16 protein-coding genes are annotated in these 19,727 nt (G+C 60.0%); 6 read left to right on the top strand and 10 right to left on the bottom strand.

The annotated features are described in order from the left end of the window. Window positions 1–44: 44 nt before the first annotated feature. Genes JZ00_RS00350 through JZ00_RS00340 form a run of 3 tightly spaced genes read right to left on the bottom strand, consistent with a single transcriptional unit; the run spans window position 45 to window position 4,846 of the window. Window positions 45–2,456, bottom strand: a complete 2,412-nt coding sequence (locus tag JZ00_RS00350) for an acyl-CoA reductase (RefSeq protein WP_046508701.1) — start codon at window positions 2,454–2,456, stop codon at window positions 45–47. A 1-nt stretch (window position 2,457) separates the two neighbouring features. Next, window positions 2,458–3,585, bottom strand: a complete 1,128-nt coding sequence (locus JZ00_RS00345) for a LuxE/PaaK family acyltransferase (protein ID WP_039591015.1) — start codon at window positions 3,583–3,585, stop codon at window positions 2,458–2,460. Window positions 3,586–3,610: 25 nt separating this feature from the next. Then, window positions 3,611–4,846, bottom strand: coding sequence for an MdfA family multidrug efflux MFS transporter (locus JZ00_RS00340; RefSeq protein WP_039591013.1), 1,236 nt, complete (start codon window positions 4,844–4,846; stop codon window positions 3,611–3,613). A 331-nt stretch (window positions 4,847–5,177) separates the two neighbouring features. Between JZ00_RS00340 and JZ00_RS00335 the strand changes: the two genes are divergently transcribed. Beyond that, on the top strand, window positions 5,178–5,366 hold the full coding sequence (locus JZ00_RS00335) for a hypothetical protein (RefSeq protein WP_030142732.1): 189 nt from the start codon (window positions 5,178–5,180) through the stop codon (window positions 5,364–5,366). A 7-nt stretch (window positions 5,367–5,373) separates the two neighbouring features. On the opposite strand, the gene JZ00_RS00330 is transcribed toward JZ00_RS00335, so the two are convergent. Next, entirely contained in the window at window positions 5,374–5,700 is a 327-nt protein-coding gene (locus JZ00_RS00330; protein ID WP_230633452.1) for a fe2+ zn2+ uptake regulation protein, read from the bottom strand. A 347-nt stretch (window positions 5,701–6,047) separates the two neighbouring features. On the opposite strand from JZ00_RS00330, the gene pvdQ reads away from it, so the two are divergent. Then, complete coding sequence (pvdQ, locus tag JZ00_RS00325; RefSeq protein ID WP_039591010.1) at window positions 6,048–8,396, top strand: bifunctional acylase PvdQ; 2,349 nt, start codon at window positions 6,048–6,050, stop codon at window positions 8,394–8,396. Window positions 8,397–8,441: 45 nt separating this feature from the next. On the opposite strand, the gene JZ00_RS00320 is transcribed toward pvdQ, so the two are convergent. The 3 genes from JZ00_RS00320 to JZ00_RS31335 all read right to left on the bottom strand — a co-directional run bounded on the left by JZ00_RS00320 (window position 8,442) and on the right by JZ00_RS31335 (window position 14,408). Beyond that, a complete protein-coding gene (locus JZ00_RS00320) occupies window positions 8,442–9,440 on the bottom strand; it encodes a FecR family protein (RefSeq protein WP_039591008.1) in 999 nt (332 codons plus the stop codon). Between the two features lie 157 nt (window positions 9,441–9,597). Further along, the gene (locus tag JZ00_RS00315; protein WP_235433034.1) at window positions 9,598–13,038 is read right to left on the bottom strand and encodes a dermonecrotic toxin domain-containing protein; all 3,441 of its coding nucleotides are present in this window, start codon (window positions 13,036–13,038) and stop codon (window positions 9,598–9,600) included. Next, window positions 12,954–14,408: a hypothetical protein gene (locus tag JZ00_RS31335; protein WP_235433033.1), complete on the bottom strand. Its 1,455-nt coding sequence runs from the start codon at window positions 14,406–14,408 to the stop codon at window positions 12,954–12,956. The genes JZ00_RS00315 and JZ00_RS31335 overlap by 85 nt, the downstream gene beginning before the upstream one ends. A gap of 239 nt (window positions 14,409–14,647) precedes the next feature. Between JZ00_RS31335 and JZ00_RS00310 the strand changes: the two genes are divergently transcribed. Beyond that, the gene (locus JZ00_RS00310) at window positions 14,648–15,679 is read left to right on the top strand and encodes an Ldh family oxidoreductase (protein ID WP_039591004.1); all 1,032 of its coding nucleotides are present in this window, start codon (window positions 14,648–14,650) and stop codon (window positions 15,677–15,679) included. A 57-nt stretch (window positions 15,680–15,736) separates the two neighbouring features. Here the strand turns inward: JZ00_RS00310 and JZ00_RS00305 are convergent, their stop codons facing one another. After that, window positions 15,737–16,054, bottom strand: coding sequence for an ElaB/YgaM/YqjD family protein (locus JZ00_RS00305; RefSeq protein WP_039591002.1), 318 nt, complete (start codon window positions 16,052–16,054; stop codon window positions 15,737–15,739). Between the two features lie 163 nt (window positions 16,055–16,217). Here JZ00_RS00305 and JZ00_RS00300 point away from each other — a divergent pair, with 163 nt between their 5' ends. Further along, the gene (locus tag JZ00_RS00300) at window positions 16,218–16,472 is read left to right on the top strand and encodes a hypothetical protein (RefSeq protein ID WP_039591001.1); all 255 of its coding nucleotides are present in this window, start codon (window positions 16,218–16,220) and stop codon (window positions 16,470–16,472) included. Window positions 16,473–16,476: 4 nt separating this feature from the next. On the opposite strand, the gene JZ00_RS00295 is transcribed toward JZ00_RS00300, so the two are convergent. Then, window positions 16,477–17,385, bottom strand: coding sequence for a LysR substrate-binding domain-containing protein (locus JZ00_RS00295; RefSeq protein WP_039591000.1), 909 nt, complete (start codon window positions 17,383–17,385; stop codon window positions 16,477–16,479). 84 nt (window positions 17,386–17,469) lie between these two features. On the opposite strand from JZ00_RS00295, the gene JZ00_RS00290 reads away from it, so the two are divergent. Continuing rightward, a complete protein-coding gene (locus JZ00_RS00290; RefSeq protein WP_039590997.1) occupies window positions 17,470–18,393 on the top strand; it encodes a carbon-nitrogen hydrolase family protein in 924 nt (307 codons plus the stop codon). A gap of 1 nt (window position 18,394) precedes the next feature. Here the strand turns inward: JZ00_RS00290 and JZ00_RS00285 are convergent, their stop codons facing one another. Beyond that, entirely contained in the window at window positions 18,395–18,865 is a 471-nt protein-coding gene (locus JZ00_RS00285) for an LEA/WHy family protein (protein WP_039590996.1), read from the bottom strand. A gap of 111 nt (window positions 18,866–18,976) precedes the next feature. On the opposite strand from JZ00_RS00285, the gene JZ00_RS00280 reads away from it, so the two are divergent. Continuing rightward, window positions 18,977–19,693 (top strand): helix-turn-helix transcriptional regulator, encoded by a 717-nt coding sequence (locus JZ00_RS00280; RefSeq protein ID WP_039590994.1) that lies wholly within the window; start codon window positions 18,977–18,979, stop codon window positions 19,691–19,693. Window positions 19,694–19,727: the final 34 nt, after the last annotated feature.

The raw sequence follows: 19,727 nt of genomic DNA, 5'->3' as shown, positions 1-19,727 counted from the left end.
CTCAAGGCTTGGAGGTCTGCATGTCGGATAGCGGCCGGAAACGACTAGCCGACCATTCTGCAGTCAATGATCAGCGGGACTTTGCCGCTGTGTTTATTACGGTCAAAACGTTCGGCTGGACAGTGCTGCACATCCAGGACGAGCATCGCTGCATTCACAGATGCGCGAAGGGGCGCGATTTCCATCACGTTGCGCCTGACCGTTTCGGCGTCGCCGCTGGTACGAATCAGCAACCGCTCGCAACCGCCGTCTCCATGGTCGAGGACGATTTGGACAGCCGCTTGCGCCCGCTCGGCCAGCTCGCCCGTATTGATGAACTCCGTGGCAATGCGTATCAGGCGGCCGTGGCGTTCGCGCAGCTCGAATCTGGGCGATTCCAGGCCGCACGCGCAGGGGCCGGAAAGCCAGCGTCCAAGGTCGCCGACTTCATATCGTTGGAGGGGGCGCGCCTGGCGTATGCGGGAGGTGAAGAGCAGGCGTCCGGTTTCCCCTGGATCGACGGGGGTGTCCTGTTCGCCATCGACGATTTCCAAGTGTTGGATGCTTTCCATAAGGTGGAACACGCCATCGTCGCTGGCGACGCAGGCATGGCCGAGCGGGCCTGCGTCCACGGTGCCGTAGATGGCCGAGCGGATGCAGGTGACGCCGCATGCCTGGAACAACCTCCGGCTGTCTTGCCCCAAGTGCTCGCCGCCAAACATGACTTTCTGAACGCCGGCATAGCCTTGCAATGTTGCGCGCTGGGAGCTGAAGAGGCGCTGCAGCGTACTGGGCATGCCGACCAGCGTGTTGATTCGATGAGCAACGATCAGCTGCGCGATTTCGTCGAAGTTGTCGTCTGCTGGTGCGCTCATGGGGTAATGCACGACATTCATCTGCTCAAGGATTTTGCTGAAACTGGAAAATCCACCGTACAGGCTGCCGCCGTAGAAGAGGTTCATGACCCGATCCTGCGATGGATCCAGGCCCGCGGCGCGCAGCCCGTCGGCGGCGGCGCGCATATGGCGATCGAAATCGCGATAACTGTAGGGAGACAGCGCCGGCACGCCGCTGCTGCCGCCTGAGCGGAAGAACAGTTGCGCTTGAGGGGCCGGGGGCAGGGCAAGGAATGCGGCCTTGTCCATGATTGGCGCGGAGGCAGGAAGCGATAGGGCCGGCGCAGGTGCATCCAGCGTGACACGATGACTCGCTGCGTCAGCGTCAAGGCCGACCGATACCCGGCGACTCAATCGCTGCAACCCATAGACCCCATCGTGGGGCTCGCCGTCATAACCCTGCTGTATCTCGACCGTGGAGCAAACGCGAGACACCCCGGCGCTTACCAGGCGGCGGGCCAACTCAGGCGCCCGTTCCGGCTCACAGACGAGGGCGCAGCTTTGCAGCACGTTGCGCCATGGCAGCAGGGTTTCAGCGAGCACCGCTTCGGGCGCCGGCCTTAGCAGTACTGTGCGAAACAGCGGTGAGGGCTGCAGGTTGCGGTGGTGTTCCCAAAGGATGCGCCAGCCATTCCCGGTCCAGACTTGGCCGGTTTCGCCCGCGAAACTGTAATCCAGGCGGGCCAATGCCGTTCGGGTGGTGATTTCGCAGGCTTCGGCCGCGGTGGTTTCCAGGGCGGGCCAACGCCCGGTGCGACGCTCGAACGCAGCGGCCAAGGCGCTACCCACTGTTTGCATGTGCACCGGGTCATCGCTGTCCACCAGCAGCCATTGCGGGCTGGAACAGGCTTGTTGATCGAGGCGGCAGACTTCATCCACCAACGCATCGAGGGCCTGTACGCTTGCAGCTGACGGCGTGATGTAGGCAAAGCTGATCCGATGGCCCCAGTCAATCCAGCGGCAGCCGCTTGGAATTTGCTCGCGCAACGCCTTCAACGCGGTTTCGCCGCCCCAGGCGCTGACGCCCTGGGCCAATGCAAAGAGGCGGCCGGTCTCTTGCGTGGCGACAGGCAGTACCGCGACATAACCGCGCAATCGACCACTCGGATCGCAATCCAGGAATGCGGCCAGCAGGTGCGCCGAAAGGTCGCCGTCGCGACTGCTGGGCCGCAACCAGTTCACATTACCCGCCAGCAGGCCTTCCAACACCGCGCAGAATCCCAGCAACGCTGAGTTGCCCGGCGTCACATGCACCACCAGGCCCAGGGGCTGCCAACTTTCGAAAGGGCCGTCGCAGTAATCGATTCGCCGAAGCGAGCGCGGGTCGTCGCCCAACTCCCGCTCCAGCTTGAGGCTCAACGGCTGGCGCGCGCAGAAAGCAATCAGGGCCTGGCGCTGTTCCTCGTCCAGCAAAGGGTTTGGGTCTGCCGAATGCAGCCAGTGTACGAACGCCTCTGCGCAGTCGAGCACTTCTTCGTTGCGAGGCGGGGCTTGCAACAAGGCGGGAAGTTGTAGTTTCAGGCGCTCAAGCGCGGCATCGAGCGTCAGCTGGGCGGTCAATTGACCATTGATGAGGTACATATCAGTTTTCCTTGATCAGTTCGGCGGCGGCCATGGCGCAGCTTCGGCTGGCACTGGTGCCGGCCCGGCCATGAAGCTCGAACCATTGGGTTTTCAAGCCGCAACCACAGTTGGCCGGGTGCAGGGTCGCCAGGTCGCTCATCACCACGGCGTGCGCCGGGCTTGACGAGATGTACGGCGAGACGAACGACAACAACCCTGGCTCGCCGAACGGCTGGACGCTGAAGTCGCAAGGGTGCCGAATGAAGACTTTCGAATAGATCGGCACGTGGAATCGATGGTGGGCGCATTCGATATAAGGCACCGCGTGCTCGACCGCACCGTAGCCGTCGCGGCATCGTTGGGGCTCGATGCCCAGCTGCCGGGTAATGCGTTGGTAGACTTCGTGACGCGGCATTTCCTGCGCCGCCTGTTTTTTCCAGCCACCCCCCAGGAAGACCAGCGAACCAGGAGCGAGCTTGAGGTCGTGAATGCCGGTTTCGCGCATACGTTCAAGCACATGCCAGAGCAGCGCCGGGAAGCCGAAGATCCGCACTGGCAAGCCTTCTTCGGCAAATGATTGCAAAGCGCTGATGACGCCAAACACGTCGAACTCATGGCCCTGCCCGGTGCGTCGCAGGGCATAGGCGACGCGATGGGCAGGCGCGAAGCGGCACAGGAACTGATCGGTATAGGCGGTGCCGAGCCGATTGGCCGCTTCGGGCTCATGGCTGAACAGGAGGTAATTGCATGGGGTGTCCGGCGTCGACCAGCCATAGTGCTCGAATATGTTTGCGACCATGCCCTGGGCCGCCGCCATGCTGCGCTCGTCATAGCGCATGCGACTTTTCTGCCCACTGGTACCCGAGGAAGTCAGCTCCAACGCGTCCTCTGCGCAGGGGCTGAGCAACATTCTCTGTTTGAAATAGCTGGCATAGATCGGGGGCAGGCGCGACCAGTCGGTCAGGTGTTCGAGGTCATCGACCGAGAGCCCGTTCGCGTTGAGCCAGTGTTCGTAGCCGGGCGTATGGTGGCTATGGAACAGGCTTATTTCAGCCATGGCTTTGTCGAACAGCTCGGCGGGCACCGAATCGATGGCATACGGGTGTGGTAATGCACACAGGGCATCAGCGTGTGGGAAATGAATCATCAGGTATTCCTTTGGAGCAGCGGATTCAAGAGTGGGCCGCAGACCACGAGGTAAACAGGCGCAAGGCAACGAGACAGCCAAGGCCGGCGATGCCGACCATCAGCGCGAAGGATTCCAGGCTTGCTCCTGCACCCAGCAGCGCCAGCAGCGAGCCCGCCGCGCTCATGACCGCGATGGAGATCATTCCGACCATGGCCGACACCAGGCCTTTGCTGTCGTCGCTGGCGAACAGGGCCAGTCGATACAGCGCGGCATTGCCCATGCCGAGACCGATGGCGTACAGCGACAGGGCACTGACCAGAACGGGGAGGGAAAGCGCGAATTGGCTGGCAACGACCAGGGCGATCAGGCCGGTGCAGAACGGCCAGAGGCTGTAGTGGACCACCCGGCGCACGCCGACCCGTTCCACCAGGGCGTTGAGAATCAGATTGCCGAGAATGACCGCCGCGAAAACCGGAACCTGCCAAACCCCGTACGCCAATGGCGACAGGCCCAGCCCTTGGATCAACAGAAGGGGCGACAGCCCGATCCAGGCAATCAGCGGCAGGCTCATCAAGCCCAGCGCGACGCTGGCCGACATGAATCCTCCGTGGCCCAGCAACGCGCCGTATCGCTTGATGAGCGAGCGCAGGTCCAACGCCTCGACCCTCGGCGTTTCTAATCCAATGTCAGCCCCAGCGATGGTTCGCGGCATGAACCCCCACAACGCCAACCAGCTGACCATCCCCAGGCCGGCCAGCAACATGAACAACTCTCGCCACGACAGCCATTGCAGTAGCAGCCCGCCGGCCAAAGGGCCTAGCAGGGGCGAGAGCAGGGCGAGATTGCCTAGCAAGGCCATGACCTTTACGGCGGCGGCTTCGCAGAAGATTTCCTGGATGGCGGGATAGCTGACCGCGATCACGAAGCCGAGCCCCATACCCTGGATCAGACGAAGCCCGTTGAAGCCTTGCATGTCGCTGACTTGGGTGATCGCCAAGCAAGCCAGCACGAACCCGGCACACCCGACAAGCATGAAGGGGCGTCTGCCATGGCGATCCGACAGTGGGCCGATCAGCCATGGCAACACGATGCCGCCCAGCAGATACAAATTGAATGCGTAGGGAATCTGGTCGGCGGATGCATCGAGGTCCTGGGTCACCATGAGCATGGCGGGCATGACCAGGTCGCTGGCCATATAGGTGAGAAATTCGAAAAGGGCGATTGCCAGGCAGAAGCCTGCCACGCGAATGGGTGTAAGAAGGGGGGGCTGATTTTGCATGGGTACCCAACGTTGGTTTTCAAAAGAAGAAATCACTTCTTTTTCGAGAGTACGTTGGCGCTATCCAGGGTCGAAAGGCGTCTTCCCCTGTAATGGAGTGGGAAAACACATTGGTGTTTGTAGGACCCTTCCTTCGGAGGAGGATTACGCAGGGGAAGGGTAAATAATCTCACGGCGGGGAACGCCTTTTTGATTGGTCACCTGCAACCCCAGTCGCGCGCGATGTTCGGGCGGTTGTACCATGGGCGCTGTCCGCATCGCGCAGTGGCCCTGGCAAGGCAGTCCACAAAGCAGGTGAAAGGCAGAACGAATCCCTTCAGGAAGCTGGCAAATGACACATTCGCAACGTTTGAAATACTCGATTCTGGTGGTTGTCGTGGTCTTGGCGATCATGCTCGGACTGTCTTGGATGCAAGGCAAGGGCATGATCAGCGAGCAGCTGTTTCAATACATCGCCATTGCCGTGGCGGTCATCGTCGTGGTGATCAACGGTGTGATGCGACGCAAGGTCAAGTCTTGAGCGCCGCTCACTCCTCGCTGTTGAGCAGGGCCACGGCCTGGTGGTGCAAGCTGTAGCTTTTATCCGGATTGAGCGTGACCACGCCTTCGCTGCACAGGCGCTTGAGGACTTCGCGCACGCTCAGGAAGGACAAGGGAATGTCCAGTCCCAGCAATTGGCTATGGACGCCGCGTACGCCCAGGCGACGGTTCTCATCGGCGGCCTTGAGCAAGGCGTCGATGACCTTCAGGCGAATCAGGCTCGTCCGCAGCCCATAACTCTTGAGCAGACGCTTGATCTGGTCGTTGCCCCCGCGTTCCGCGGCCCCCTGGAATGCACGGTCATTGGCTGTCATCGTGACACGGGCCGATCCTGGCTTGCCCTCCATGGGCGTTTGTGCGTTGTGCATGTAAAGACTCCTTACCAGCCTGACAGAAAAGATGACCACTGCTCTCCTGTATAGGACGAACGAAAGCGGAAAATCATGAGGGGTTGTGTGTGAAAAAAATGCCCGGCCGCCGTCAAGCCCCGGTATCAGCGGCTCGCTGGGCGATTAATTTTTTTCATCCGGTTCGTTCTCAAGGTAGGCACATCCGCGGTGAAGGGCGCCGCTGGTGAATTTCCAGGCCGCGCCGGGCCTCCAAGGGCGTACCGGCGACTGTCCTGGTTTTCAGAAGCTATCGATCAGGAGTGAGTGTGAGAATGTCCGGGCAGTTATCGAGGTTTTGCCTCGCCGGTGCCTTGCTGGGGATGACCCTGGGCTTGAGTACCGTTGTCAGCGCACGAGGCGAGGCCGGGCAGGCCACTGCCGAAATTCGTCGCACCAGTTTTGGCGTGCCGCATATTCGCGCCCAGGATGAGCGGGGGTTGGGGTATGGCATTGGCTATGCGTACGCGCAGGACAACCTGTGCCTGCTGGCCAACGAGATCGTGACGGTCAACGGCCAACGCTCGCGCTATTTCGGCCCGCAGCAGGTTACGGTCGAGCAGCGGGAGAACCGTGCCAGCGATCTTTTCTTTGCATGGCTCAATACGCCCCAGGCGGTCTCCGGTTTCTGGCAGGCGCAAACGCCCCAGGTCCAGCAACTGGTGGAAGGTTATGTGGCCGGTTACAACCGTGCGCTGGCCGAGCGCAAGGAAAAAGGCCTGCCCGAACAATGCGCGGGTGAGTGGGTTCGGCCGATCACCGCGCTGGATCTGGTCAAGCTGACTCGGCGCCTGCTGGTGGAAGGTGGCGTCGGCCAGTTCGCCGAGGCCTTGGCCGGCGCGCAACCGCCCCAGGCGACAGCGCATGCCAGTGGCTCGGCGTCCAGCTTCGCCACCGCGGCCGCCCGGCAGCAACGCTTTGCCCTGGAGCGCGGAAGCAATGCGCTGGCTATCGGCAGCGAGCGGTCTTTCAATGGGCGCGGCATGCTGCTGGCGAATCCGCATTTCCCCTGGCTGGGCGGCATGCGTTTCTATCAAATGCACCTGACGATTCCCGGCAAGCTGGACGTAATGGGCGCGGCGTTGCCGGGCTTGCCGATGATCAACATCGGGTTCAGCCAGCATCTGGCCTGGACCCATACCGTCGATACGTCCAAGCATTTCACGCTGTATCGGCTGCAACTGGACCCCAAGGACCCGACCCGCTATGTGGTCGACGGCAAGTCGGTTGCCATGACCCAACAAACGGTCACGGTGGACGTCAAGCAGGCGGATGGGCAGGTCCGGCCGGTATCCCGGGTGGTCTACGGTTCGCAGTTCGGGCCGATCGTGCAATGGCCGGGGAAATTGGACTGGGATAGCCGGTTCGCCTATAGCTTGCGCGATGCCAACCTGGAAAACGACCGGGTGCTGGCGCAGTGGTATGCAATGAACCGCGCCGTCACGCTCAAGGATCTGCAGGACGCCGTGCACCGCATCCAAGGGATTCCCTGGGTCAATACCTTGGCGGTGGATGACCAAGGGCAAAGCCTGTACATGAACGTGTCGGTGGTGCCCAATGTGGATGTCGGCAAGCTTGCCCGATGCAGCGATCCGAAGGCTGGCCAGCGAATGATCGTGCTGGATGGATCGCGCAGTGAGTGTGAATGGAACCTGGACGCCAAGGCGGTGCAAAAAGGTATCTATGCCGCGGATAAGCTCCCGCAGTTGTTGCGCCGCGATTATGTGCAGAACTCCAATGATTCGGCGTGGATGGTCAACCCGTCGCAGCCCTTGTCCGGTTATTCGCCGGTGGTCAGCCAGCATGATTTGCCGCTGGGCCTGCGCGCGCGCTTTGCCTTGGATCGACTGGGCCAGCTTGCCAAGTCCGGGCCGGTGACCGTGACCGATTTGCAGAGCATGGTGATGGACGACCGGGTATATCTGGCGGACCAGGTCATGCCGGACCTGCTGGCCTTTTGTTCTGGTCAGTTGGGCCCCGATGCCTCGGACCTGGTCGAGATATGCAGCCGCCTCAAGCGCTGGGATCGCACCGCAAGCCTGGACAGTGGTGTAGGGTTCGTCCATTTCCAGCACATCATGCAGGCGCTGCAGACCGTGCCCGGTATCTGGCGCGTCGCGTTCGACCCGAAGGATCCTCAACATACCCCTCGCGGCCTGGCGATTGAGAATCCGCCTGTGGCCGAGGCGCTGCGCCAGGCGATGCGCGTTTCCATGGAAAAGGTGATGGCTGCCGGGTTACCGGCGAACAGCCAATGGCGGGACGTGCAGGTCGCGAGTAGCGGTGACCATCGGATACCCATCCATGGCGGCCCCGCCGAGTTGGGCATCTATAACGCAATCCAGAGCGTGCCAGGCAAGAACGGCCAGCGCGAAGTGGTCAGCGGCACCAGTTACCTGCAAGTGGTGACGTTTGACGGCAACGGACCCAAGGCACAAGGGCTCTTGGCGTTCTCTCTTTCCAGCGATCCCGCATCGCCTTATTCGGTGGATCAGACCCAGGCGTTTTCGAAGCGGCAGTGGAGCGTGCTGCCGTTCACCGAACAGCAAATCAAGGCGGATCCACATTACCAGGCGATGACGATTCGTGAGGGGCAGCAGGCGGGAAGGGTGGCGACGCAATAATTGCAGGCGTCAAAAAAGGCCACGTCCCTGGGGGGCGTGGCCTTTTCAGTTTCTGGGCGCACGAGCGATGGCGTTCAATACCAGGTTGCCATCGCTGTTTTGCGTCAGATAGACCGGCAATACCTTAGGCAGCGAAGGCACCAGGTTCTTTACCTCGTTGAGGTTGTAGATACCGCCGATGCGCAGGGTGCCGGTGGGGTTGTCGGCCAGCATTACAGGACGCTCAAGGTAGCGATTGATCAGTGGCAGTGCCTCGGACAGGGCCAGGTTGTCCAACACCAACTTGCCGCTGCGCCATGCCAGTGAACTGTCATCGAACGCGACATCACGAACCTGCGGCTGGAAATCGCCAGGCTTGTAGCTCGCTTGCATGCCCGGTGACAGCTGCAAGCCACCCGCGTTGGAGGCCTGGTGACTGGTCACCCACACGGAGCCTTCCAGCAACGTGACTCGCACCTGATCCTGATACATCCAGACGTTGAAACGGGTCCCGGTGACGCGCACCTGGCCTTGGCCTGCCCGAACGACAAAGGGGTGACTGCTGTCGTGGCTGACGTCGAAGAATGCTTCGCCTTTTTTCAGCGTGACCCGGCGTTCGTTTTTGTAATTGGCGAATACCAGTTCGCTGCCCAGGTTGAGCTCTACCTGGCTGCCGTCCTCCAAGGTGATGTGACGCACGCTCGTACCGGCCTCGAATCGCTGGTAGCCGTTGGCCAGCCATCCCATGTTCCAGCCGGTGAACGCGGCCAGGGGCAGGCCCAGCGCGAGCACCGTCGCCGCGACAGCCATCCGGCTCCAGCGGGACCGGGGGCGGTGGGCGGGTGCGGCAGGCATGGGCTCGACACGCGGCAAATGTTCGGCAGCGCCCCAGATTTCCAACATGGCTTCGTATTCAAACGCGTGCAAGGGGTCGGCGTCGTGCCATTGCTTGAAAGCGAGCCGCTCGGTATCCGTGCAGTCATCGGCATGCAGACGCATGCACCAATGCGCGGCCGCATCGGTGATGGTGTCGTATTCGGCTTCCGAGAGGGTACGTTCGGTCATTGGCTCTTCCTGATTTGCCACATTCTAACCTTTGGCAGCCATTGCCGAGAACAGCGATGATGGCATTTGCCCGGCAAAGGACCCGGTTTCCTCGACTGGAAAACGTTCGGAGCGTGTTGCCGTACCGTACCGTCGCATAACCGTCGTGAAAAAAAGATCAACGGGACGGTGGTGCTTCCAACTGCCGGCCCATTTCACAAATCAACAACGTAATGGAATCGGCGTTGCGGAGTATGACCTCGATGCGTTTGTCCGGCGAAATCGGATCCAGAAATGCATCCCGTGCTGCGTTCATGCTTGGTGCACCGGTTATCTTCAGGATTTCCCTGTAGGTCGCCTTCTCTACGGGTATGAATTCCAGGCTCTTGAAGGTGTTGTCCGCGCTGTCCCACTGGGTGAAGAGTTTTGCCTTGGGGGTCGTGAGCGACAGCCCATTGGATTGCAGTTTCTCAAGTCTGTCGTATTCCTGTTTTCCTAAATGAGTCACCGTTGAAATCATGTCCAGGAACGGAAACGCCGCGTCCAGGTAGATGATGTCGAGCGTATTGAAATGTTGATGGGACAGCTCATGGATGAATGTGGCTCCCTGGGCATGAGCATCGACATTGAATGAATCCGGCACGACGGTTTTAAACCAGCCCAAGCCTGGATCGAAGAAGAACTGCGTGAGATAGATCCTCCCACGTGCGTTAGGGTCGATTACAAAAGCGGTTGCCCTGTCTTCCATATATCTGAGATCGCCCACGGCGACACGGTCGGCATTCTTCAATATCCACGACGGGTCGGCCAGTTCCGTGCATATCGGTAAGATGGCCGCCTCGATCTTGGCGAGCAGTCGGCTGTCGACCTGGTTGACACCAAAAAACAGTCTGAGGAATTTTTCCAGCCGAGACCCTGGTACGACGCTTTGTTTAAGTTGACCGAGATTATGCAACGCGTTGAACGAATAGAACCTGGCCGTCTCCAGCGCCTGGACGATGACATTGGCGCGGTGGGGATATTTTCGACGTATTTCAGCCATGCCCCGCGCTTCGATATTCAGCGACCCCCGGGCCTTGAGGTCGGTATAGGCAATGGCCAGTTTCGACCCTGACTTGCCAAAGCGAATGGTATGACGCTTGGGATCAATTTCCCAAGCCTGACCCTCGGATGAGCGTCGCAGCAGGGGGCCTTGATTGACCCCGTGAATGATGCGCCACGTGTCCGCATACCTCGCAACCTCGTAGACTTTTCCGACCAGGGGGGCATAGAACCTGCTGCTTCCCAATGCTTGATAAATCCCATTGGGCAGCTTCTTCAGGTTCGAAAGACTGACGTCCATGGTTTCGAATATTTGCAAATCGGTACGGGGCGCGGAAGTGCTGGCGATATTCTTCCACGTGGGTGCTGGCGCGACGCCGGGGGTGGTCGGTTCAATGGGATCAAGCAGGCCGAATGTATCGTCGCGGTTCAGAAAGCCGAGCGACACCATTTCCGCGGCGCCAGCAATGAAGTTGTGCAGACCCGCTTTCCAGTCATGCTCCTGCAAGGCTTCGCTGGAGGCCTTGAAATCCTCGTAGCTTTCCCAAAGTGTTTCTACGAACGTCACTTTTGCCGGCAACTCTTTGCCGATGAACCGGGCTCCGGTGCTGAGCACATGTACAAGGGTCGTCCAGTCGAAATGACCTCCTGCCTGGGTTCGGCTGTCGAGCATATTCGCCAGTAACGTTGCGTTGTCCTCGTACAGCGTATCGAACGCGTTGGTGTTGATGGGGTTGGATGCCAACCTCATTTCCGACAATTTTCCAAGCGTCGAAGCGAACAGGTTTCTGAAGGTGGCTTGCTGGTTATTCGGAAGTCGACGAATCAACAGGTCTTGAAGGGTGCCGGGTGTATTGAACGCGGCGACAATGCTTGCTTCATCCTTGAACTCCATTAATTGAGGGCCGTCATGGTAGGGCGCATACAGGACATGAGTGCTTGCGGAAGTACCGCTTGAACTGAAGAGGTATAGTCCCAATGCTTTGACCGCGGCGGCGGCGTCGGTTTTGATCAGCTCCAACGGGCGGATAAAGGCCTTGGCATTTTTGACCAGTTGACGGGCAACGGCGTCTGGCATATCCAGCACTTGGCGCAGCAGGTCGAACGCAGGCGAGGAAAGATGCTGTTGCAGATACCGTGCATGGGCATATTGCAGCAGCTGCCAAGGCAATTGCCGGCGAAAACGCCGTCTTCGCGTCTGGACAGCCTCGGTCGTCCCCGTCAGGGCCTGCGTCAGGTTTTGTTTGTAGAGGGTGGTGATGTCCAGTGACGACAACATTTGCCTGACAGCCGTCTCGTCCAAGCCGTGCGGCAGGGGCTGTGTGGACGTTGAGGAAACCTTGAAGCTTTTGCTGGTGATATCAACGTGACGCAAGACAAAGTCGGTCAGGGAAAGCGTCGGGCCAACGACTGCCAGCGTTGGCGTAATCTGAACGGTCTCCGGATTGACTTTGCTTTGGGCAAAACGCTTATCCAGCAAGGTCTGCAGTTTGTTGAGTACATGGGTCCGCAAAGGCTCGATCCCATCCAGATAGTCCGCGCCATTGCCCACGCTGTTTTTATATTGCTCAAGCAATTCAAGATGAAGGCGTTGTTCTTCAAGGGCGGCGGTGCCGAGCCAGGCGGGAAGTTTCTGTCGTAGTCTGTCGGACTGAGCGATTCTCGTGGCGTGACCAAGGTTGGTGGGTGCGCCTCTATCAAGTAACGCGACAAGACTCTGCATCAATGCCTTTTCAGTCGGTTGCCAACTGCCGGCGTTCAACGTTTTCAGATAACCATGCTCAGCCTCGTAGAGGTACACGAATGACTTCATACGGTTCAAGAGCACGTTCTCCTCGATCAATTCAAAGCCTTGGAGTTGATAACGGCCATGGGGCTTGCGTTGACCGGAAGGAAGATTGGCGAGAAAGCCAAATCGACTCCCGGAGTCGAGCAGGTATCTATTGACTTGCCGGGTGGCTACTTCAACGGATGGAAACATCCGCAGACCTTGGGCGGGCGTCCATAGAACAGCCAAGCCGGAATAGGGCGTGTCCAGTCCGCCGCGTTCTGTCAGGAGAAAACAGTTGGCAAGGGGCATTTGAATCGTCGTGGTTTCATCGCTGTATTCGAGCCTTAATGAGTAGACGTCTGGCTGAAAACCTCTGACGCCTGAGCGTTGTGACCGGTCCGGGTATTCCAAGTCATAGGTGAACACTGCCTTGATCAACTCATTGACGAGCAATGGCAGCGTCCCGTTGAGCTCCTTGAGCTCGGCCTCCGCACGTATGCCCAGCGAAAATATATTGGTCAGTTCCTTCAGCAGTTGTCTCGGTCTGTTCTGCAGCGATGCCTTACCCGGGATCGGCATTTGGGTTAATAACGTATCGAAGGTCTTCTCGATATCGGTGTAGCTCTTGCCTTTTCTTTCCAGCTGGTCAGCCTTCAAGTTTGATAGGCGAAGCAATCCATAGAAGGCGGGATGTGTCCCCCAATGCCCATCGGTGGGCTGATTCAATAGTTTTTTGCCAATGAAAGCGCGTATATCCAAGGCTTTATCGACGAGTGCATGGACGTCGACATCGCCCTGGCGTGACATTTCAAGGGCGAAATGTAGATTGTTTTTTGTTTCTGGATGACTGCATCAGCCAGGCACTCGGGAACAGGGAAGTCCACCGCTTTCCCGGAGAGCTGCGGATCGTCAAAGCGCAGGAAACGATTGCGCTCGTCCAGATCAAGGAGGCTGTAGATCGCTTCCTTTCCCACGACTTGGCTGGATTTGTCCAGGATTGCATATTTGAAATCCCGGAATCCGTCGAGCTTTTGCAAACCGTGCTGGGGCGTGTACAGGTAGTGGCCTTTGCCGCTGATCATCAAGGAACCCGCCAGCTCGACGAAGCTTGGTTCATATTCCCAGAAACGAATCGTTTCAACGTACAGCGGCGTGTGGTGTTGGCTGGAGGGTCTGAGTACTCGAAAAAGTTCACGACTTTCCGAGACAGTGAGCAGCTCTTTTTCTCTATTGATCACAATGCTGGCCTGTAGCCCGTCGTGAATGATTCGGGAAAGAAGTTCTCGTCGCGTCAGATATAAGGAAGTTGCCGTTTGTGCCCAGAATTCTTCGATGCAACCCGTGAGCGAAGGGACCAGCTTTGCGGCGGTACCGCGGATCAGGTCCTGCCATTGCTGCACTGAATAGGGTGAGTCGGGTGTACCGGGGAACGTAATGTAGCTGTAATGCCCAGCCGGCCAGCCCTGATTGTGAAAATAGATCAGGATCGCCTCTATAAGCGGGAGGCTCTCGGTTACGCCGATGTCCTCGGCACCTTGCGCACGTGTCCCTTTGCCCAGTGCGACGCGGGCTTGCCTGTAGTCGATGGTTGGATGCGTTTCCTTCAGAATGCGATCGAGCATGACCTTTAGGGAGGGCAATTGAATCAGCTCCTTCACCATGGTCAGGGCATTGAGATCCTGCGCAGATTCGATGGAGGCGTGTTGGGCCTGGAAAATATCGCCATCGATGATCTGCCTGGTTTGTGCAATGTCAGCGGTGCTTTTCAGTTCGCTGCGCTGGGAAATCGACAGGAAGCTGTACAGGTCGTTGTGTTCGTTGTCTTGCCACATCCGTTCGATTTCGACATCGAGAGAGGCCCGGTTGTCGAACTTCCTGATACCCCCCATCGGTGTATAAATAAACGCCGGCTGGGTGTCCGACTCGCTGTTTTCCACGCAAGCGCTGAGGGCGAAGCAGCCGGCCAGCGCTATGGGCGTTTTTTTACCGGCTTGCAACATAATCGTTTCGGCAAACATCGGTGGTGTTTTCGCGGCGCGTTGCGTGTGGGTGGGAAGGGCGGCGTGGCGCAACCAATCGAGATCCGGTTGTGTCAGTCCATGGGCGGCGGTCAGTTGATCCAGGCGTTCTGCGCCTAATACCTCCGAGAACAGCAGGGGGGCTGGTTTGGTGGTCATGGTCGTTTCTCATTGAGAGCGCCGCTTGAGGGCGCGAGCTTCGAAAAACGGCAAGTTAAGGCGCGGAGGGGCAGCAAGGGTGGTACATAGTTACCGCACCCTCAGGGCTTCCCTGGTTGCCAGGAACGACCCGCGCAACGCTGGCGACAATTGACAGAGCGCGTCTCAGACGGTGTTTAATCACCCTGTGGGTCCCTTACGCTGTTGCTACCTCCAAAATAATCATCCTGGAGCTTCAGATGTCCGCGCTATCCGATCACGCCGCTTCCTGCACCCTGTCCTTCAACGCCCTGACAAATTTGCTGGAACAGGTTTTCCTGCGCCACGGTACGTCACCCGATGTCGCCCGGACCCTGGCTGAAAACTGTGCCTGTGCCGAGCGTGATGGGGCGCACAGCCATGGGGTGTTCCGTATACCCGGCTATGTCTCGACGCTGAACAGCGGTTGGGTGGATGGCCGAGCGGTGCCAGTGGTCGAAGACGTCGCCTCCGGCTTCGTCCGGGTGGACGCCTGCAACGGTTTTGCCCAACCCGCCCTGGCGGCTGCCCGGCCGTTGCTGGTGCAAAAGGCTCGCAGCGCCGGGATTGCGGTGCTGGCGATACGCAACTCCCATCACTTCGCGGCGCTTTGGCCGGATGTCGAGCCGTTTGCCTATGAGGGGCTCGTAGCGCTGAGCGTGGTCAACAGCATGACGTGCGTGGTGCCCCATGGCGCGGACCGTCCGCTGTTCGGTACCAATCCCATCGCGTTCGCCGCGCCGCGGGCCGGAGGCGAGCCAATCGTTTTTGACCTGGCCACCAGCGCCATTGCCCATGGTGATGTGCAGATTGCCGCGCGCAAAGGCGAGCGCTTGCCACCCGGCATGGGCGTGGACAGCCTCGGCCAGCCGACCTGTGATCCGAAGGCGATCCTGGAAGGAGGCGCGCTTTTGCCGTTTGGCGGGCACAAGGGCTCTGCGCTGTCGATGATGGTCGAGTTGCTGGCGGCGGCGTTGACCGGCGGGAATTTTTCCTTCGAGTTCGATTGGCACGATCACCCAGGCGCCAAGACGCCCTGGACTGGGCAATTGCTGATTGTGATCGACCCGAGTAAAGCTGCCGGGCAAGGTTTTGCCGAGCGCAGCCAGGAACTGGTCAGGCAGATGCATGGGGTGGGATTGCGCCGGTTGCCGGGTGATCGTCGACACCGTGAGCGCAGCAAGTCCAATGAGCAGGGGATTACGCTGGACGAGCAGACCCTGGCGCAGTTGCGCGAACTGGCTGGGCTGTAGGTCGAAAACGCCTGTATGCGTGGCGAGGGAGCACGCTCCCTCGCGACGGACCGGCGCTTAGCGTCGCCCGAGCAACAACCCCACCACCAACCCGAAACCGGCGGAAATGGCCACGGTCTGCCAGGGATGCCCGCCGATGTAAACTTCCGTGGCATCCACCATTGGCCGTGTGCGTTCCCGGGCGCTGGCAACCGCATCCAACGCCTGTTGCAGTTTCTGGGCGATCTGGCCGCGAAGATTTTCAGCGTCCTCGCCCACCAGGGACGCGCTGCTCTTGAGCAATTTTTCCGATTCTTCGATCAACGCTTTCAGTTCGCTGAAGGCTTGATCCTTGATTTGCTCTCCGTTCGGTTGCGTGGCGCTTTTACGGGCCATTGAAATGCTCCTTGAGTATGGATGGCAGTGAACAGTGGAGTGTCACGCCTCGGTAAAAGTTGCAGCGCCAAGGGTGCGTCCATAAAGCGCAGCCCAATTCAGTCTTAAGCCGTTTCCCCGCACGGTGTAAGATGGCGCCTATTTACGCAACAGGAAATTCCCGATGAGTTTCAATCTGGCTGACAGGCCCCTGGCCGAGCGCGCCGCGCTGGAAGATGAGAAATCCCGGCTCTTCGAACTGTGGCAAAACAACCTGGGCAAGGCCAAGGGCGACGCCGCCCGGTTGTTCGGCGAGCGTTCCAAGCGCAAGGGCAAGTGGGCCGAATGGGTTCGCGCCGAACTGGATGGGATGTCGCCTCCGGAGTACGCGAACATGGTGCGCAGCGAGGTCAATCGCCTGATGGCGGCCAATAAATAAACGCTCAAGCGAACGTGACGACGATCGCTTCGCGTACTTTGCTTGCCGCCGGCTCCATTGGCGTGTGGGTTCGCCATCCCAGTTCGATGGGGTAGCGGGGCAAGGCGAGCGGGCAGGGCAGCAATGCCAGGCCGCCGAGGGCCGCAATGGCCTTGGCCGCATGGCCTGGAATAGTCGCTACAGCCTGGCTGCCCTTGAGCAGGAACGGAAGCGCCGCGAAGTGAGTGGTCGAGGCGCACACTCGCCGACGCAGACCCAGCCCGGCCAGCCCCTCGTCGGTGATGCCGATGAAGCCGCCGGACGACACCAACAGGTGTTCCCGGGCCACGAAGGCTTCCAGGCTCAGGCTCTGCTCACCTTCCTGGAGGCTGGCCCGGTCCACCAGGCAGGCATAGCCGCCTTCACCCAGCACCTGGCGGCTCAGCAGCCGTTCGGTGAATCCGCCGGCGGTGATCGCCAGGTCCAGGCTGCGTTCCATCAAGGCGCGGCCGACGATCTGGCTATGGGTCTGGCGGAAAATCAAGCGCAAGCCCGGCGCTCGCCGTGCCACTTCCTCGATCAGGCGCCGCCCATAGGCGATCTCGAAATCATCGGATAACCCCACGATCACCGAACGGCCCTCATAGTGGCTCGCGCCCGGATCGACCATCGCCAGGCTTTGCCGGCATCTGTCCAGTGCTTCACTGATCACCGGTTTCAGCTGATTGGCCCGTAGCGTCGGAGCCAGGCCGCGCCCGGTGCGCACGAACAACTGATCGCCATATAGCCCTCGCAGCCTGCGCAGCGCTGCGCTGATGGCGGACTGAGTCACGCCCAGGCGCAATGCGGCGCGGCTGGCGCTGGATTCGTCATGCAGGGCTTCGAAGGTTTTCAGCAGGTTCAGATCGATGTCAGTGATATTCATTTGGTTCATATCTTTTAGCAGCGTACTGGGCTTTATTCATGATCGGTCGGCGCCGGAGAATCAGCAACACCTCAAATCACGGAGTTCCAGACCATGCCCAAATCCATTGTCGCCGCCTTGCAGATCGGCTCGCTTGCGGGTGGCAAAGCCGACACCCTCGCGCAGATCCTGTCTTATGAACAAGACATTCGCGAGGCGGGTGCTCGTTTGGTGGTGATGCCCGAAGCGCTGCTGGGGGGTTATCCCAAGGGCGAAGGCTTTGGCACCCAGTTAGGTTATCGGTTACCGGAAGGACGCGAGGCGTTCGCGCGCTACTTCGCCAACGCCATCGACGTGCCAGGCGTGGAGACGGAGGCGTTGGCGGGTCTGTCGGCGCGCACCGGGGCCAGCCTGGTGCTGGGCGTGATCGAGCGTGCCGGCAACACCTTATATTGCACGGCGCTGTACTTCGAGCCGGACGCCGGCTTGGTTGCCAAGCACCGCAAGCTGATGCCCACCGGTACCGAGCGACTGATCTGGGGCAAGGGCGACGGTTCGACCCTGCCGGTGATCGACAGTCAGGTCGGTCGCGTGGGCGCGGCGGTGTGCTGGGAAAACATGATGCCGTTGCTGCGCACAGCCATGTACGCCAAAGGTGTGGACGTCTGGTGTGCGCCAACGGTGGATGAGCGGGAGATGTGGCAGGTGACCATGCGACATATCGCTCATGAAGGGCGGTGCTTCGTGGTCAGTGCCTGCCAGGTCCAGGCATCGCCACAGGCGTTGGGTATCGACGTGGCGAACTGGCCGGCGCAGCGACCGTTGATCTCAGGCGGCAGCGTAATCGTCGGGCCCATGGGCGACGTGCTGGCAGGGCCGTTGAAGGACACCGTCGGGTTGCTGACCGCCGAGATCGATACCGACGAGCTGGTGCGGGCGCGCTATGACTATGACGTAGTCGGCCACTACGCCAGGCCGGATGTCTTCGAGCTGATGGTGGATGAACGGGCCAAGCCGGGCGTGCGCTTCACCGCATGAGTTACCAGGTGGATGATGCCCCCGGCAGATCCAGGGTCCCTCGATCGACGAAGCGCATCGTGCCGAATAAACCGCCGGCGAGCTTGCCCTTGAGTACATAGGGCAGGTTGTCCAGGCGCTGGGTCTGGCTCAGACCCAGTGTCTGGCGCAACACCGAGAATGCCGAGATGCTCACCGGCACGCTCAACACGCCTTCGGAGAAACGCGGGATCGAACCGCTCTGGTCGCTGACGCCCGTCGCCAGGGTGTGGCCATTGACTTCCAGATCCAGCGCCACGCCGTTGTAGTCGATGGTGGTTTCGTTGGGGTTCTGCAAGCGCAGTTTCACGGCAAAGCGCAGTTCCATGCCCTGGCTGGGCAACGGCTCGATGCCGACCACGTTGATGTTCAGCGGGTCACGCTGCGGAAAGAGGGCGCAGGCGCTCAGGCTGAGCAGCATCAGGATGAAGGGCACGCGGAGGATTCTGCGCATGGATAGGTTCTCCCGTTGGGGCTACTGAGCAGGACAATAACATTCCTGCTGACAGTTTCTGACATCAGCCTCTGCTAATCTGCTGCGAATTTCCCCTGGGTCTTTTTCATCGTGTCGCGAACCTCTCGGCTGCTCACTTTGCTGCAAGTCCTGCGGGGCAAGCGATGCCCGGTCACGGCCTCGACATTGGCTGCCGAGTTGCAGGTCTCCGAGCGCACGCTTTATCGTGACATCGCCGAACTTACGGCGCTCGGGGCGCCGATCCAGGGCGAGGCGGGCATTGGCTATGTGTTGCGCAGCGGCTTGTTCCTGCCGCCCTTGATGTTCACCGCCGACGAAATCGAAGCGATTGTGCTGGGCTTGCGCTACGTCGATCAGCGCGGCGATGAGGTGCTGGGCAAGGCCGCCGCCGACGCCTTGGCCAAGGTCGAGGCGGTGCTGGCGCCCGGTTTGCGCGACGCGCTGCACAACCCCACGGTGCTGCCCGGTCCGGCGGGCTATGGCTATCCACAGAATATCGTCGACCTGAACGTCTATCGCCAGGCCATTCGCACCCAGGCCAAGCTGCATATCGACTATGCCGACGTGAACAAGACCCCGAGCCAGCGCCTGATCTGGCCCCTGGCCCTGGGCTTTTTCAATGAGGCTCGGGTGGTGGTGGCCTGGTGCGAGTTGCGTGGCGCCTATCGAACGTTCCGCACGGATCGGATTGCCTCGGCCGCTGTCCAGGGTGAGCGCTATCCTGGCAGGCGCAGCGATTTGCTGCGCGCCTGGTTTGCTCTGATGAACCTCGACGAAGCCGGGCGTTTCACTCCTGACAAAAACTGACACAACGCTGTTTTAGCATGGCTTCGGATCGATA

The organism is Pseudomonas frederiksbergensis (assembly GCF_000802155.2).
Taxonomy (GTDB): Bacteria; Pseudomonadota; Gammaproteobacteria; order Pseudomonadales; family Pseudomonadaceae; genus Aquipseudomonas; species Aquipseudomonas frederiksbergensis_A.
The sequence above is the reverse complement of the archived record's forward strand: the minus strand, read 5'-3'. Positions and strand labels throughout refer to the sequence as shown.